The organism is Paenibacillus oryzisoli, assembly GCF_001653565.1.
Classification (GTDB): Bacteria; Bacillota; Bacilli; order Paenibacillales; family NBRC-103111; genus Paenibacillus_E; species Paenibacillus_E oryzisoli.
The window spans coordinates 907-17,819 of record NZ_LYPB01000078.1; the positions used below are offsets into that span (position 1 = coordinate 907).

At 39.5% G+C, this 16,913-nt stretch carries 16 protein-coding genes and 1 pseudogene; 14 read left to right on the forward strand and 3 right to left on the reverse strand.

Annotation, left to right across the window (positions count from 1 at the left end; translation table 11 throughout):
- Positions 1-572 precede the first annotated feature (572 nt).
- Entirely contained in the window at positions 573-1,283 is a 711-nt protein-coding gene (locus tag A8708_RS23445) for a DUF421 domain-containing protein (protein ID WP_068667741.1), read from the reverse strand.
- A gap of 185 nt (positions 1,284-1,468) precedes the next feature.
- On the opposite strand from A8708_RS23445, the gene A8708_RS23450 reads away from it, so the two are divergent.
- The 11 genes and pseudogenes from A8708_RS23450 to A8708_RS23500 all read left to right on the forward strand — a co-directional run bounded on the left by A8708_RS23450 (position 1,469) and on the right by A8708_RS23500 (position 13,137).
- Positions 1,469-2,017, forward strand: a complete 549-nt coding sequence (locus A8708_RS23450) for a hypothetical protein (protein ID WP_068667742.1) — start codon at positions 1,469-1,471, stop codon at positions 2,015-2,017.
- Positions 2,018-2,048: 31 nt separating this feature from the next.
- Entirely contained in the window at positions 2,049-2,735 is a 687-nt protein-coding gene (locus A8708_RS23455) for a response regulator transcription factor (protein ID WP_068667743.1), read from the forward strand.
- Complete coding sequence (locus A8708_RS23460) at positions 2,735-4,048, forward strand: sensor histidine kinase (RefSeq protein ID WP_068667744.1); 1,314 nt, start codon at positions 2,735-2,737, stop codon at positions 4,046-4,048. The genes A8708_RS23455 and A8708_RS23460 overlap by 1 nt, the downstream gene beginning before the upstream one ends.
- Positions 4,049-4,136: 88 nt before the next feature.
- On the forward strand, positions 4,137-4,562 hold the full coding sequence (locus A8708_RS23465) for an FMN-binding protein (RefSeq protein WP_068667745.1): 426 nt from the start codon (positions 4,137-4,139) through the stop codon (positions 4,560-4,562).
- Entirely contained in the window at positions 4,562-5,455 is an 894-nt protein-coding gene (locus A8708_RS23470) for an FAD:protein FMN transferase (protein ID WP_068667746.1), read from the forward strand. The genes A8708_RS23465 and A8708_RS23470 overlap by 1 nt, the downstream gene beginning before the upstream one ends.
- Positions 5,456-6,256 (forward strand): RnfABCDGE type electron transport complex subunit D, encoded by an 801-nt coding sequence (locus A8708_RS23475; RefSeq protein ID WP_068667747.1) that lies wholly within the window; start codon positions 5,456-5,458, stop codon positions 6,254-6,256.
- A gap of 468 nt (positions 6,257-6,724) precedes the next feature.
- Positions 6,725-9,778 (forward strand): annotated as a pseudogene (locus tag A8708_RS23480) (efflux RND transporter permease subunit).
- Between the two features lie 145 nt (positions 9,779-9,923).
- Positions 9,924-11,213: a VTT domain-containing protein gene (locus A8708_RS23485; protein ID WP_068667748.1), complete on the forward strand. Its 1,290-nt coding sequence runs from the start codon at positions 9,924-9,926 to the stop codon at positions 11,211-11,213.
- A 49-nt stretch (positions 11,214-11,262) separates the two neighbouring features.
- Positions 11,263-11,796: an RNA polymerase sigma factor gene (locus tag A8708_RS23490; RefSeq protein ID WP_239696816.1), complete on the forward strand. Its 534-nt coding sequence runs from the start codon at positions 11,263-11,265 to the stop codon at positions 11,794-11,796.
- A 1-nt stretch (position 11,797) separates the two neighbouring features.
- Positions 11,798-12,307 carry an anti-sigma factor family protein gene (locus tag A8708_RS23495; protein ID WP_068667750.1) on the forward strand — a complete coding sequence of 170 codons (510 nt, stop codon included), beginning with the start codon at positions 11,798-11,800 and terminating at the stop codon, positions 12,305-12,307.
- Positions 12,304-13,137 carry a hypothetical protein gene (locus A8708_RS23500; protein ID WP_068667751.1) on the forward strand — a complete coding sequence of 278 codons (834 nt, stop codon included), beginning with the start codon at positions 12,304-12,306 and terminating at the stop codon, positions 13,135-13,137. The genes A8708_RS23495 and A8708_RS23500 overlap by 4 nt, the downstream gene beginning before the upstream one ends.
- Before the next feature lie 406 nt (positions 13,138-13,543).
- On the opposite strand, the gene A8708_RS37125 is transcribed toward A8708_RS23500, so the two are convergent.
- Positions 13,544-13,705: a hypothetical protein gene (locus A8708_RS37125; protein WP_420848602.1), complete on the reverse strand. Its 162-nt coding sequence runs from the start codon at positions 13,703-13,705 to the stop codon at positions 13,544-13,546.
- 419 nt (positions 13,706-14,124) lie between these two features.
- On the opposite strand from A8708_RS37125, the gene A8708_RS23510 reads away from it, so the two are divergent.
- From A8708_RS23510 to A8708_RS23520, 3 genes are all read left to right on the forward strand, one after another.
- Positions 14,125-14,868: an SDR family oxidoreductase gene (locus A8708_RS23510; RefSeq protein ID WP_068667753.1), complete on the forward strand. Its 744-nt coding sequence runs from the start codon at positions 14,125-14,127 to the stop codon at positions 14,866-14,868.
- A 76-nt stretch (positions 14,869-14,944) separates the two neighbouring features.
- Positions 14,945-15,901, forward strand: coding sequence for a helix-turn-helix transcriptional regulator (locus A8708_RS23515; RefSeq protein WP_068667754.1), 957 nt, complete (start codon positions 14,945-14,947; stop codon positions 15,899-15,901).
- Positions 15,901-16,242, forward strand: a complete 342-nt coding sequence (locus A8708_RS23520) for a nuclear transport factor 2 family protein (RefSeq protein WP_068667755.1) — start codon at positions 15,901-15,903, stop codon at positions 16,240-16,242. Before A8708_RS23515 ends, A8708_RS23520 begins: the two co-directional genes overlap by 1 nt.
- Before the next feature lie 324 nt (positions 16,243-16,566).
- On the opposite strand, the gene A8708_RS23525 is transcribed toward A8708_RS23520, so the two are convergent.
- Positions 16,567-16,902 (reverse strand): hypothetical protein, encoded by a 336-nt coding sequence (locus tag A8708_RS23525; RefSeq protein ID WP_068667756.1) that lies wholly within the window; start codon positions 16,900-16,902, stop codon positions 16,567-16,569.
- Positions 16,903-16,913 lie beyond the last annotated feature (11 nt).

The following is a 16,913-nucleotide window of genomic DNA, read 5'->3' on the forward strand; positions in this document are numbered from 1 at the left end:
GACGCCACCGATCATTGCAACAATGGTGCGATGAATTTTTTCAGAAATGATCATGCCATACGTAAGAAGAAAGATTCCAATTGCCAAGATTGCTTGCTGTTCCATAGTTCCTCCTGAATTATCATAATTTGTTAATACGTACTATTCCCCTAAATTACAAGATACATAAAGGGTAAATTACATACAATTTTCATTATTACCACTGGGAAGCCTTTTTTTGCATACAAAAAGAGCCCTACCAGGGCTCTTGGCTGAAAAGAACAAAAAGAGCCCTTGGTGACAGGCTCCTCCATAATGCAACAATATATAGTTTGTTTATAAATATGATCAAGAAAACGTTGTATACCGCGGTGCTTTAAATTTATACTGCTTTTTGATTTATGTCAACAAGGAAAAGATAGAAAGGGAAGTGATTGACTTTTTTAGCACACTGTTGTCGGTTATGGTTTGGTGTGTTGGTGGGCTTTTGGATATGTCGGGCGGGATCATGATTCCGAATTGAAAAGGTATAGGAAAAGCAGAAAACCCCTCAACTCTTAACTGAGTTGAAGGGTTTCTTTCATGCCTTGGTCTTACTCTACATCTATAGGATGTTGTATACCATCGTCACGATAATCGAAATATAGTTGCCCATTGCTCCCTCTCACGGAGTAAAATACATCTTCGGCTTTTTTATTGCGGAATTCGAGCTCTTTCAGTAGCCAACTGTGAGAGATTTGATTTGCATCCAAGTTTCCATACAGAATACATCCGTCCATAATAAGTTCAAGTGGGAATTGTTGAGTACTGCTTCCCGTCAACTTTAAATCCTTCAAGGTTGTATTTTGATATTCCTTTTTCTTGTTGACCGATAACTTACCATTAATCTCTAAAATGGCATAATCCACTTCATTAATATCAAAAATGTCTTTTTGCCGGAGTAGTTGGTTCAACGTATCTAGAGTCAAATTATTCTTCTTCAGGTTGCCCTCTAAAATTTTCCCCCCTTCGATTAAGACAGAAGGCGTGCCCTCAGTCCACATACGCAGCTTGCGAAAACGAAGGAGAAGTTTTGATAGGAAATATGAGGTCAAAGTAAATACTGACAATGAAATCATCAAGTGAATAACTTGGATTTTCTCATTAAATGCAAAGTTCGCTCCAATGGCTCCGAGGATGACTGCAGTAATAAACTCAAGGAAATTCATATTGGACAACGTTTGTTTACCTAAGAGTCTGGTAATACACAAGAGAATGAGAAACGCAGAAATGCTTCGAATAAGGATGATATAATGCTCGAACATTTTCGTCTATCCTCCATTATAGGTATTGACACTTTTTAGTAATAGATAGTTATTACTATGAGACAAATATCAAAAGTATATACATACTGGATATTGAAAAGTTCATGTGAGCGATGTAGTACTTTCATTTCATTTTCAGAAAGATGGGGTATATTACAACTATTAAATGAGTTGGAGGAGTTTAAATGAGCTCGCAGCAAAAACTGAAAATAAATCAATCATGGATTCCAAAGAAAGAACGCATATGGGTAGCTAGTGCAACGGTAATATCAATAATCTACATGATATGGCAGCTTTGGAGTCTCTTTCATTTACCATCTACAACTTTGCACGATCGACGTTTTGAGCATACTTTCAAGGATTATGGTTCCATTGCTCGAATAGCTTTATTCGTAGTGTTAGGGAATTATGTTTTAGCTTTTATCATTAAACAGCGCATTTGGGGGAAATTAGCTCTCATCAAAAAAGTACTGGTTATGCTACTTCGAATTGTCAAAAAATATCACACTTCGATTGCTATTCTCGCTATTTCTCTCATTACCCTCCATACGGTTGCTGTATTTATGTATGGTTTTAAGTGGGATTTCAATAACATTAGCGGGCTTCTTGCATTAATCGTATTGTTACCAGTACCAGTTTCGGGTTTATTCCGTTACAAGAGGCTCGATAAGAAGTGGCATTTAAGATGTGGACTTGCATTTGCAGTATTGTTTTTAATTCACGCATTTCTATAATCGTGAATCCGAAGGAAGGGGTGTTGGAATTATGCATATCTTACTGGTTGAGGACGATGTGAAGCTGGGTGAGCTGATTCAATATAAACTTAAAAAGCAACTATACCAAGTGGAATGGGCACTAAATGCGGAAAGTGCGCTGGAATTCATTGAGAGAGCAACTTTTGATATTTATATATTAGACTGGATGATTCCACATAAAACCGGGATTGAGTTATGCAAAGAAATCCGAATGAACAAGAATCGAACACCGATCCTCATGCTAACAGCACGAGATTCTATTACAGATCGTGTTCAAGGCTTAAATGCAGGAGCAGATGATTATTTGGTGAAGCCATTTGCTTTCGAGGAATTGATTGCTCGACTTCATGCCTTATATCGTAGAAAAGAAACGAACTGGGAAGCGGATACCAAAAAATTCGGAGACACGCTTATCATTGACCATAGTACCTATGAAGTGAGTAGAAACGGAGTGTCGATTCTTTTGTCACGTCGTGAATTTCAATTGTTATCGTTTATGTCACAACATCCAAAACAAATTTTAAGTAGGGAGCAATTGATTGATCGCGTATGGGGTATAGACGCTGATGTTACACTCAATACAGTGGATGCCACCATTAAATTGTTGCGTAAGAAGCTTGACGACCCATTTCCAGATAAAATTATACAGAATGTACGTGGACTTGGTTATCGCTTAGTTGTAGAAGGAGGAGAATGATGTTCGAACGAACAAGAAAGCAACTGACGCTATTCTTCGGTAGTATCCTTGGCGTTGTTATCATTCTAATCACTGCTTTTTTTTATCTGCTATTACAGGAAACCCTACAACACAATGAAATTCAGAAATTAGATGATCTCAAAAATAAAATGTCCCAGCAATGGGAGCATCGCATGGAGGAGCAAACAAAAGGAATTCGACCAATGGACCATAAAATCAAGAATGTTGAATGGATATTCCTACTTACAGACGAATTAATTGTTTGGGTGAGTCCGGATCAGAAACCCCAGATCTCACCTACTCGTTATGCAGCAATGTCTAATCAACTCTTAAATTGGTCACAACGAAATGAAATGAAACGTGAGAATGGTGAACGGTTTTATGAGGATGAAAGTGGGGAGAGGAAAATATTTCTAGTTAGTTCTCAAATTTTAAAGGACGATGGAGGTAAATATTGGATGGCCATAGACATATCCTCAAATGAAGCGCTCCTGCGTACAATCAGGCTAATCCTAATGCTTTCTACCGTTGTTTTATTATTCATTGCGATCTGGTTAGCTTATTTCTTTGCTGGCAAAGCAATGGTCCCTATAAAAAAATCCTATGCTCGCCAGGTTGAGTTCACAACGAATGCATCTCACGAGCTAAGGACACCGCTGAGTGTTATTCATTCATCGGTAGAATTACTGGAGGAATGCAAGGATGTATTGCCCGAGTTTGAACAGCATATCCTGGATAGTTTACAGGATGAGGTTACAAGGATGATCCGGCTTGTAGAGTCATTACTAACTTTAGCCCGAAGCGATTCGAAATCTCTGCCAATACAGATCGAAAAGGTTGATTTAGTTCAAGTTTCTCATCAAATTTATCAGGCGATACAACCGCTGGCACTCGTGAAAGGAATTATTTTGAAGTTGCAAGGCCCCATAATGGAACATGAACTTACATCATTTATTCATGGAAACATAGATCAAATAAAGCAGTTAATTTATATCATACTTGATAATGCGATTAAGTATACACCATCTGGTGGACAAGTAACGATTTCATATCGCACTTCACAGGACGGTAGACCAACATTACAAATAGCTGATACGGGTATTGGCATACCGAAAGATGAACTAGCACGCATATTTGAGCGTTTTTACAGAGTGGACAAAGCACGTTCACGTGAGTTAGGTGGAGCTGGGTTGGGACTTTCTATTGCAGCAGATATCTTAAGCAATCACCGCGCTTACATTCATGTTACAAGTGAAGAAGGTAAAGGAAGTGTATTTGAAATTGAATTCCAGTCAGAGCGGATTTCAGTTTAATTTCATTTACTTGATGTATTATGAATGAAGTAGATGAAAGGTGAGCCGGATATCACAAGTATTTCTTGCGTAGGTTGGAGGAATGAATATGGCCAAAATGGATAAAAAATGGGTTGTGCTTTGTACTACGGCTATTGGCGTCATGTATGGTGCTGGTTATATAACGACAGAAACGCAAGCTACTCTATCGCAGCCACTGCAGCAAATACAAACCAATACTCATGTAGTCAGTAGCCAGGTCAAAAGTCAATATAAGAATGGCACCTTCGAGGGAAGTGGAAGCAATCGGCGTGGGTCCATTGGAGTTAAAGTGAGCATTTCCAATGATAAAATAACCGACGTTGAAATCAGCCACTTTGCCATGCATTATTCCGAAAAAGACGTTGTAGGATTACCTGAAGAAGTAATACAAAAGCAAAGCGCTCAAGTTGAGAATGTTTCAGGCGCAACGTATAGTACACAAGCTTTTCAAGATGCTATTGAAAATGCACTTACACAAGCGCGGAATGCATAATGGTTCATATTGTAAAAAGAACCAAGTTATTTATGGATACCGTCGTTGAAATAAAGGTCGTTAGCTCCGATCCAGTGACTGAGATCGAACCTGTGATCGAGCAAGCTTTTTCTGCATTTCGGAATGTGGAACTAGCTTGCAGTCGCTTCACTCCTGATAGTGAATTAATGAAAGCCTGTCAACAGGTTCGGACCCATGTTCCGATCAGTTTTTGGTTATTTCAACCCTTGAAATTCGCCTTGGAAATGGCAGAATCGACGGAAGGAATCTTTGATCCATCAATCGGAAATACAATGGAGTATTATGGATTTAATCGGCATTATTTAACTGGAGAAATCAGCTCGAATCTAGCTTCAGATAACGCGACCTATCGAGATATCGTCTTACGAGAGCAAGACAGCACGATGTATTTGCATAAACCAATGGTAATTGATTTAGGTGCGGTTGCGAAAGGATTTGCTATCGATATCGCCTCCCAGACCCTGCTTCGTTTTCAGGGCTTCGTTATTAATGCTGGTGGAGACCTTTTTGCTGGTGGGGTGGATGAGGTGGGCCAAGCTTGGCGAATTGGAATTCAGCATCCAGAACACAAGGATCACATCATAGACACCATTGAAGTATCCAACTTTGCCGTATGTACATCTGGCGGCTACGAACGCAAAAGTAAAGTCAGACCAGATATCCATCATATTATTAACCCGAATAGCAAACAGTCGCCCCAAGAGTTGATCAGTTGCAGCATTCTGGCCCCTTACGCCATGATGGCAGATGTATTTTCAACGGTCGTTTGTTTATACGGTTTGGATCATGGCAAAAAATTGATGATTGAAATGGATTTGAAGGGAATTTTGATTACATCCAAGTTACATGTGGAAAGAGTTGGAGGGATTTAAATGTCTACTCATCCATGGCATAAAAAACCAAAGAGCTATGTTATTATCTGCTTGGTAGCTTTTCTAGTTATAGCTGAGGTACTATCTTCAGATATAAAAGGTATTTATAATGTCAGTATTGCTATGGTTATAGCAGTAGGGATGGATTGGATCTGTTTTCTGTTGGGGAAAAGAAAGAAATGGCTAGCAGATGGTGCTATTATAACAGGGATCATTATCGGCTTAATTTTAAGCACAACAACCTCGTGGTATTTGGTAGCTATTACAGCAATCATGGCTATTTTATCTAAGCACCTTATTGTTTTTAAGAAAAAACCGGTATTTAATCCAGCCGCCTTCGGTCTACTCTTGACTATTCTCTTTTTTCAAACTGGGCAGAGTTGGTGGGGAGCATTTGGCGATCTTCCATTTTGGACAATTGGATTCCTTTTATTAGGGGGTTACTTAGTTACCAATCGTGTGAACAAATTCCCACAAGTGTTTGCATTTCTTAGCGTATATTTTTTGTTATTGCTCCTAATGGGACTTATGCATGTCGAAGAAGCCGCCGATGCATTTCGACCTCCTTTTATAAACGCTTCACTGTTCTTTGCCTTATTTATGTTGACAGATCCACCAACCTCTCCCGTTTCCAATAAGGATCAAGTCATTTTTGGTTTGCTGAGCGCACTAGTAGGTGTTGTTATTTATGGAGTTTTTGGTGGCTTGACGTACTTATTTATCGGACTTCTCGTTAGTAATACCTATCATGTAGTTAGATCGATTAATAGAACATTTTCTGTGGTGGAACCCAAAAAATAACTTTATCGGTACAAAGGCCAATAAAATTTAATATGAAAAAAGCCAATATCGGTAGCCTTAGGCATTCGAATTGGCTTTTTATTTTATGTGCGAATATCCCGTATTGTTCTAAAGTACCTCCCCATAGCTAAAAAAATCTTATTATACGTCAGTAAAAACGATTGATCAGGATCTGTTACTTGTCAGATCCTCTTTTCTATTTAAAGGGTTAGGAAGAATTGTGAAGGAATCGCTTAATAGAGAGCCAATTCCACATCATATGGAAAATTTGTTAATTAATTATTTTAGAACCATTCTGAACTTTAGCAGCTTGAGCCCAGTCCTTTCATTTTGTAATAAGAGAAAACAAGAGAGAAGGCCACGAAATTGGTTCTGTTGGGATATGTTTCAGCGGTATTACAATGCTTAACTCGATAAGAGAAAAAACGGAATGAGGTTTGAATAATGAGAAGAATAATCGAAGGTTCCATGCAAAGGGCAATTCTAGTTGTAGTCTGTATGCTGCTTATTCTGACATGGGGAGGGATCTCTGCCTTTCAAATGCAGCGTGATTATCTACCAGGGATTAATAATACAACACTGCTTGTTTCAGTACGGGCATCATCTTACCAGGCAGATCAAGTCAAGCTAAATGTAACACCAAAACTAGAAGATGCTATTAGGTCCTCTGATGGTTTGATGAATGTAGAAACGAATTCCTATGATGGCGGTCTTTTAATGAATCTGTACTATCCAATGGATTTTGATATGAAACAAGCAGAGAGTGACATTAAACAAGCGTTATCAAGCACAGTGCTGCCATCTGACGTTGGGGCTCCGGTTATCACGCGTGTAACGACGAGTACATTTCCAATTTTGAGCTATAGCTTAACTTCAAACAGTACAAACATTGACGAAACTACACTTCGTTCTTCGGTAGAGGCTGATATAGCTAAACAACTGAAGTCCGTTCCGGGCGTCGCAGATGTGCGTGTCACTGGAGCAGCAAACAATGGTTATGTTTTATATGTTAGGATGCAGGATTTAACAAAGAATGGTTTAACCATGGATGATCTGAATCAGTCACTAGCTGCCGCGCTGCCGAATTGGTCTACTGGTAAAGTGTCTAACAATAAAGACTCGTTTCCATTGACGGTAAATGGATGGAACTTAACAGACCAAGAGTTAAGCAATGTTCCGATAAAAAACAAGCAAGGCACTAACGTCCCGCTATCTAGCGTGGCTGATCTATCTCACTCCCTGACTGACATTAAAACCGTATCCCGCACTAATGGAAAAGTAAGCATCCTTCTAGATGTTCTCAAAACACCGTCATCGAATATTACGGATGTAGCAAAACTAGTCAAAGAGCGCGTCGCGCAAATAGCACCAATTAAAAATAAAGATGTTTCGTTAACTGTGATGCTTGACCGCGAACATGAGTTAAATGTTTCCTTACTAGGACTTGTACGCGAAGGACTGTTGGGTTGCCTGTTCTCTATGTTGTGCGTTTTCTTCTTCTTCCGGAATGTACGTTCAACACTACTCATTGCTGTATCGCTGCCAATTTCACTGCTTGCCACGACAGCTGTCTTGAAATCAATGGGGATTACGCTTAACATTTTGACCGTGTCCGGTTTGATTGTTGCCATGTGAAGAATTGTTGATGATTCCATTGTTGTTCTTGATAATATGTATCGCAAATATCAGGAGAATAAGGACCAATCAACTCTACATGTGCTTTCATCTGCTGTAAAAGAAATGCTGCCTGCTATTTTTGCTTCTACCGCAACAACGATCGCTGTCTATGTACCTATTGCCATGGTTGGTGGTGTCATTAGCGCATCTTACTCTGGCTTTGCATGGTCTGTCGTCATTGCTCTTATTGTATCTTTCTTTGTTGCGATGCTAGTTGTTCCAACTTTTGCATTTATGGGTTGGAGAAATGACACATCCAAATCTGTAACACTTGAGCCGATGATGAAACCGATTCTGCGTTTTGCATTTAGTCATAAGAAATGGATTACTTCGATTTCATTACTTTTTTTCGTCGTTGCTGCGATATTTGCAACTACGCTTCCAGTTAGCCTGCTGCCTACGGCAAATTCAGGAGATGTAGCGATTCAAATTGAACTACCGAAGGGCAGCGCACTTCCTGAAGTGGATATAGAAGTCCAAAAAGTTGAAAACGTGCTGAGTGTAAATCCGAATGTTGCTTCTTATTCAGCCAATTTCGGATCAACCATGATGCCACAAGCCGATGATGTATTTGATGCTGGGGGTGGATTTATTCAGCTGCCGAACATAGCCAATATGACTGTTGCATTAAAGGATAGAAATGACGTAGATGCTGTCATTTCCGATTTGCAAAAATCATTACCCCAATTAAATCAAAAAGTAGTTTATACCGTATCGAATCAAAGTATTGCTGGTGATGATAAACAGATGAAAATTATGCTTTCCGGAGCAGACCAGAAACTACTTGATGACGCTGCGCAACTCGTTAGAAGCAAGTTAGTTGAAGTGCAAGGTCTTAGCGTACAAGGGGCAACTGATCTAACAAACGGAACACCTAAATATGCAATTACACTCGATCGAGCAAAAATCCAGCAAGCCGGAGTGAACGTTCAGGACGTTATGAAAGTAATTGGGCAATACATGATTGGCGGTAAAGACTTTGATATTCAGGTAGATCATAAGTTGATTCCAGTGGATCTGTACATCACTCGCGTACCCAATACTAATGCAACGTCAACTGATGTACTTGGAGCACTTGCCTCTGAAACAGTAAGTGGAGCAGATGGGCACAAATTTAGAATCGATCAATTGGCAACCATTGCTCCTAATCAAGCTCCGTCATCTATTCAGGAACGTGATGGGCAATCCTTTTCAACGGTTACCGTACAAATCACTTCAACTGATATCAGTAAAGTTTCAAGCGCTGTTGACCAGAAACTGAAAAGCATCGGACTACCAAGTGGAGTAACGTACTCGACAGGTGGTATCACGGAGCAAGTAAAACAAATGATTGTGGATATGTCCATTGCCGTTGCTTTTTCCATCTTACTTGTATTACTGATTACTAGCGGAGTCTTTAAGGGGTGGAGAGCCCCTCTAGCCGTACTGTTAAGCATTCCACTTGCTCTTAGCGGTGTTGTGCTTGCCCTTATGCTCTTTGGCGGGGTATGGAACTTAGCTGCGCTTATCGGTGTCTTGATGTTAACCGGTATTGTCGTCACAAATGGCATTGTATTGATTGATAAAATTGAGAGAAACCGTAAAGAAGGTATGGCTATCAAGGATGCAATTATGCAAGGTAGTCTCTCGCGGATAAGACCGATCTTCATGACTGCAGGCACAACTATCTTAACGCTATTGCCACTGGCATTGACGCATAGTTCGGATACGGTTATTTCGCAAACACTGGGTATCGTCGTGATAGGCGGTATGATCACTTCAACTTTAAATAGCTTCCTTGTTATCCCTACGTTTTATGAGTGGTTAGTAAAAAAGAATCCTAAGACCACAATCGATCAATCTTAAGGGGAGATTTATGGTTTGACGAATACCCTTGAGTATAAAGCTCAAGGGTATTTTTTATCAAAAGTATGCAAAAAGTAACAACGTATAAGACGAACTTCTCTAAGCTATAATAAATTTTTTTGCTATGATATTCGTGGGGGTAAACATGACACACTTCATTCAAAATTTAGTGGATCAGTATGGGTATTTTGTCTTAGGAATTGCTCTTCTACTCGAATTTCTGGCCTTGCCATTACCAGGTGAAGTTCTTATGACATATGTAGGGCTTATGGTATTCCAAGGAGACATGAATTGGACTTTAAGTATTCTTACAGCAGGAATTGGTTCGACAATCGGTATGACATTATCTTATTGGATTGGATATCGGTTAGGGATGCCATTTATCAATAAATATGGTTCGAGATTTCATTTTGGACCTGAGAAGTTAAAAAAGACATCGTTATGGTTCGAGAGCTATGGAAATAAACTTTTAATAATTACAGCTTTCATCCCTGGTGTTCGACATTTCACAGGGTATTTCTCTGGAGTTACGCGCATGCCCTATCGAACATATTTAGCTTATTCCTGTATAGGAGCATTTGTATGGACGGGCACATTTATCTCACTTGGAAAAATTCTCGGTCCCAAATGGGAGCAGTACCAGCATACGATCACGAAATATTTGCTCATTGCTGGGATTATTGCGGCTGTGATTTTCATTATGTTCTATGTAGTTAAAAAATATAAAACTCAACTATTTGAAATTCTTATAATTGGACTAACCAAAGGTGTAAAAACGTTCCGTTCTTTAGGTAGGGTTAAATTTCTAGTATTAATATCTTTTGTCGTGTTTCTCACACTTTTCATTGTTATGGCGGGATTAGTTCAAGACTTTTTAGCAAAAGAATTTGCTGATTTTGATGAAGTCACACGCTATATTGTTCACGCGGTTTTTGATGAAGCTTGGGGAACATGGATGAGTGGTTTCACATCTTTATCATCGTTACAAGTACTCCTGACAATATCGGCGTTATCTCTTATTTGGATAGTGATAAAAGGGAAAGACCGTATCTTAGAGACTAAATTCTTAATGCTTGTTTTAATTGGAGGAGAAATTTGGGATGTAGGGTTGCGGAGGATTTTTCATCGTGTAGGACCTAATAACCTCTTAAATTCATTCCCAAGTGAACAAACGTTACTTACAATTATATTCTTAGGTTTTGCTACCTACCTATTGGTTCGACACGTCAGTATTACATGGGTTCGCACTATTGCTTTTCTCCTCGTTATTGCTGTCTCATTTCTCGTTGGTATTAGCCGTATTTATTTTGACATTCAATATCCAAGTGACGTAGTTGCGGGATATGTATTTGGAGGGGTTTGGCTAAGTCTGAATATTTTAATGTTGGAAATTTATCGCTTAATCCGAAACAACAAGGTGAACTTTTTAACTTGATCTTAAGTCTTTTGTATCGATGGATGGTACTGCGGGGGGAAGAGCATGCGTGGATCAAGAATTATATGATGTAATCACTAAGGCGAAAAGCGGTGACAAAGAAGCATTCGCCATACTCGTCAAACGTTATAAAGATATCGTTTTTCGTTATTCCTATGGAATGCTTGCGGATCGTATGGAGGCAGAGGACGTTTCTCAAGAAGCATTTGTTAAAGCATTTTACTCACTTTCTAAATTAGATAATATTTATGCCTTTGTATCGTGGTTAAAACGTATTGTATCCAATTTATGCTTTGACCGAATACAAAAACAAAAGAAAACGAATTCAGTATCTGGCGAATTGATCGAAACACAGATTTCAAATAACGATATGGAACGAAGAGATCTCCGAATGACGATTGAAGAAGCGATGGGAAATTTGAGTCCTGAACACAGAGAAGCCATTGTCCTTAGAGAAATTGAGGGTTATTCTTATGATGAGATTTCAGGGATGTTAAACATTCCTCTCGGTACTGTAAAATCACGTATTAGTGCAGCGCGACTATTGTTACGTAAAGAAATGATTCGTGAATTGGAGGATTAAGATGTCAAACCATATAGAGGATCAGCTATCTGCCTACATGGATAACGAATTGTCTGAGACTGAACGACGACAAGTCGAAGAACATTTGGATACATGCCCGGAATGTAGTGAATTGCTAAGCGATTTATCGGGAATTAGAACTCAAGTATTTACTGTCTTTCATTCGATTGAGGCTCCAGAAGGATTTGAAAACAAGGTAATAAACGCAATTGCGTTGAAAACTACACCCGAAAATGTTTCTAAAGGAAGCAATTGGCTGTTGTTTCCAGTTATAGGTCTTTTGTGTTTCATTACAATCGTTTTGGTAGTTATGGGATCTTATCTATTTAAATTTGGTTCGATCATGCTTAAAGTTGCTTATAATTTAATTCATGTATTCGGAGACATCTTAGGCTCGCACACTTATATCATTGCTGGCTTAATCGGGCTTTCGATCGTTCTCATTGTTGCATCGAGCATTTCAATAAAACAAGTGCTAAAAAGAAGTGGGTTTAAGGGGGCTAATTGGTGAAGAAGAAAAGGTTATTTTTCATTGCACTGATGTTTTGTACCCTTTTATTTACAATACCGACGAATGCTATGGCAAAAGGGATTTTTGAACATCAAGATACGGTTGTGCCTGCGAATCAGGTGGTTGATGATGTAGTGGTTGTCGGTGCAGATACGACCATATGGGGAACTGTGAACGATTCAGTTATTGTTTTTAACGGAGACCTACATTTAAAATCATCTGCAAAGGTAAATGGTTTTGTTTTAGTTGTAGGTGGAAAGATACAGCAAGAGCAAGGAGCATTCATATCTGATGAGATCATCAATTTATCCTTCGATAAAGCTACTCAAAATAGTCTGTTGATTGGTGGAGGACTAGTCATTGGGACATGGTTATTGCAATTAACCATCAGTATAATTTTGATTTTACTGCCCTTATTGACAATACTAATCCTTAAACAGCGGATACAACCATTCATGACACATGCGCGGCAGTCACCTGGTCGCTTATTGTATATAGGTTTTTTCAGTAGTGTTATTTTGGTAGCACTAACCGTGCTTTTACTTGTTACAGTCATAGGGATTCCATTAGCAATTTTATTACTCGTTTTAGTATTGTTAGCTTTCATTATCGGTATGGCAGCCTTAAGTATTATTGTAGGCGAAAAAATTCAAGGTACGTTTGGTCGTTCAAACTGGTTTATTTCATTAACGGGTTTGATCTTAATAGTCGCTCTCATGAACATTCCTCTTGTTGGGATGATTTTATTCTTTGGAATATTGCTTTTTTCTATGGGGGTCATAACTTTATGGGTTTTGGAGAAAGCAAACAAAAAATCCATGGTAAGGTAAGGAAATGCTACAACCATATGAAATTTCCACTAAGTATTCGGATAACAGTGACCGCTGCTTAGAAATATAATTAGAGAATCTTAACCATAGTAATCTATGAAACCCGCCCTCACATCTATGAATCTAGAGAATAAGATATATTAACTCATTTGAAAGGAGTTGATATATGATGCTTTTTGTTAACCAATTTTATGGCATAGTTTATAGAAACGCCAATGGAACAACCACCGTTTTTAATGCGCGCGTCGTGGCAAGAGGGTTAAACAGAATAAGGATTAAATTCATGAATGAAAGAGGATTTATCGTGTTTAGATTTCTTTTTCTTCGTCAAATTCTTAGATTTGTCTTAATCTAATCGCATGTTAAAAACTCCAATCCCATGTTAAGATGCATTGGAGTTTTTAGTTTACTTACGTCGCAGATGTAAAAACCGACCGTTCGCTCGCGCGTAATACAGAGCTTTGAGGAACATCTTCATATCTTGTAATTGGTTGAAAATATAGGGATCCGGTGAGGTATTCACTTCAAGCACACATAGTTTCAATTTTTTATCGATGCCAATGTCGATACCAAACTCTTAGTGGCTTGAAAGTGGTTTTTATCAGTTTTAGAATCGTTCAAGAATGAGAAATCTTGTTGTAATTAAAAAATAGACTTCTAATCGACTGCCCCCGGGGGCAGTCATTTTTATTTTTGGGGAATGGGAGAGATCCGGTTAAAACAAGCTTATTAATTTATTTGTCGAGTTGACAAGAATTTGTTCCGACATGGTTGCCTAAATGACCGCAAAGTTGACTTTATTTAACGATTATAGCCTCAGAACTATTAAGAGCCGTTTTACGTTGTAAGTAGCTTGAACTCACTATTAACAAATTAACTTGTAACCTATTTTATAATATGACACACTGTTGTCCAATTCAAAAGGTTATATTATCTGTGAGATTGCGAATAAAACGCAGTCCACCATTGATAAGGAGGAGAAACATAATGGAAAATATTCAATCTAAAGTAGTTATTATCACTGGAGCATCGAGTGGCATAGGGCAAGCAACGGCTCTTTTGTTGGCTAAAAACGGAGCAAAAGTTGTGCTAGCAGCACGAAGGGAAGATCGGTTGAAGTCGATTGCTGAGCAAATACAACAAAGTGGCGGTAGCGCGGTATACGTTAAAACAGATGTTTCATCAGCGGGGGAGATGCGTAATCTCGCCAATTATGCAGTACAAGAATACGGACAAATCGATGTTCTTATTAACAATGCCGGAATCATGCCGCTTTCGTTTCTTCATGAATTGAAGATTGAGGAATGGGATATGATGGTTGACATCAATATAAAGGGTGTTCTGTACGGTATCGCTGCAGTGCTGCCTAAAATGAGAGAGCAGAAATCTGGACATATTATTTCCGTGTCGTCTGTCTCCGGTTACAGGGTAGATCCTACGGCTGCTGTATATAGCGGTACCAAGTTTGCCGTCAGGGCTATCTCCGAAGGGGTTCGTCAGGAGGAAGGACCAACCTCCAACATCCGTACGACGATCGTTTTTCCGGGAGTTACGGCTACGGAATTGACTGAGTCTATCAGCAATAATGAAATTAAGGGTTGGGTTGATCAAATGAACCACTTCGCTATTTCGCCGGATAGCATTGCCAGAGCGATCGCGTTTGCGATTAATGAACCGACCGATACGAGTGTTAATGAGATGATTGTTCGACCAACTGTGCAGCCTTCCTAACGGAACATAATCACTTTGATAACACGGGACTAGTATATTTTGCCTGATAGTCGACAGAATTACGAGGTGAAAGGCAATGGCGGTGAGCCGACTTTTTGAAATCTTGTATATACTTTTGAGAAAGAAAACAGTAACCGCCGGCGAAATGGCCGCGCATTTCGAGGTATCCACCCGCACGATCTACCGGGATATCGATGCGCTGAGTGCCGCCGGCATTCCTGTGTATGCCAGCAAAGGCAAAGGGGGGGGAATCTCGCTGCTTGAAGGTTATTCCTTTCATGCTTCTATGTTGACTGACAGGGAACAGGAAGATATTCTGGCTGCGCTGCATAGTCTGGCTGCGGCAAGTTATCCGGATATTCATGCGGTGTTGCATAAAATGGGCTCGTTGTTTAAAAAAGATGGAAGTCAGTGGCTTGAAGTGGACTTTTCGCCATGGGGAAGCGAGGAACAGCGGCGGCAACTTTTTCCGCAGCTTCGCCAAGCGATTACCGATTGTCGACTAATTGAATTCCGGTATTATAACGGTGCAGGCCATGAGAGTCTCCGAAAAGTAGAACCGGTTCAGCTTCTATACAAGAGTAAATCGTGGTACTTGTCTGCCTATTGTTTGGCGAGCGCAGGTCACCGTGTATTCAAAATAAGTCGGATGAAAGATGTCATCGTCATGGACAGCCACTTTATAACGAGACCAGTTGTAGCGGCTATTGAGTTGGCGGAAGAACATGCGGTTCGTGAATCGGTGCTAGTGACAATAAAGATATCAGCCAAAGGTGCATACAGAGTGTATGACGAATTTGACGCGGCGGCAATTACTGTGAATGATGATGGTTCGTACACCGTTTCAGTCGAGCTTCCGGAGGGAGCATGGCTAAACGGCTACTTGCTTTCCTTCGGCAGTCTGCTGGAAAAGGTTGAGCCTGAACGTGTGAGAACCAGCTTGATGAGACAGATTGATATGATGAGATATAGGTTAGAAACAGTTAAAGAGGGCAGTGACCCTACTTGTGCTGATTTTAAGGGGGATGTGTAATGACTAAATCGGTTTTACCAGCGGTTGTAGTGGAATACTTAAAAGCTTCGAACCGGCACGATGTCGAAGGATATGCTCGGACGTTCTCTAGCAATGGACGGATTGAGGAAGATTCTTTAGGACGAGATCTTGTGGGCAAGAAGGAGATTGTAGACTACTTTACTACTTATTTCGTTGGAACGAACACTCATACGGATATTATTGAATACACCGTCAACGACGTTGTCGTCGATATGCGCGTTTTGTTTAAAGGAGATTTTGCTGGTAACGAAGTAATCGGGCTGTATAAGTTCTTTCTGAATAACGGTCAAATAGAAAAATTGAAGTGCGACTTAGAATAGCCCGATTGGGTATAGACATAATTCTTTTTTTATTCATATTAAAAGTAAACCACCTTTTTAAGAATTAGTTAGATCCGTTAATGACTTATTTCAAAAGAGGGGTTGTTTTTCCGGTATTCCAATCTTTTTTTGGTATTTTTACTTGTCGGGTGATAAGAACATTGTCCCATTTATGGCCGTGTAAATCGCGTGATTTTTTATAATATGTGATCAATAAAAAAGCGGTAGTCAAGGACTATGTTCACGTCCAGGGCTACCGCTGACCTAATCATAAGAGCAGTCTAAGAAAAAACTTTATTTTACCACAACGAAGTACTTGTTTAACTAGTTATACAGATAACGCTTAGATAACTCTTGAAATGCAATCCGGTGGAATTCTTTCTTTTCAAGTATCAATTTCCGAGCCATTTGCTTGTACATTTGCTTATACTGAGGGTTCGGTGAGCTGCCCGCCGCCTGTTCCAAAGCAATTGCCATCATGGTTAGCTCCTGACCATCGAAAGTGTCTATCACATTTTTGTTTATCATTTTTTTCGCCAGCTCGCGGTTCATTCTGGACTGAAACCGACTTCCCGTCTTCTTTGACCATTGTACCAAAGCATTCACAATAATCAGTTTGTCGTTTAACGTTAACTTGATCTTGGCTTTTGTGCATCTCATTCTTAATTACA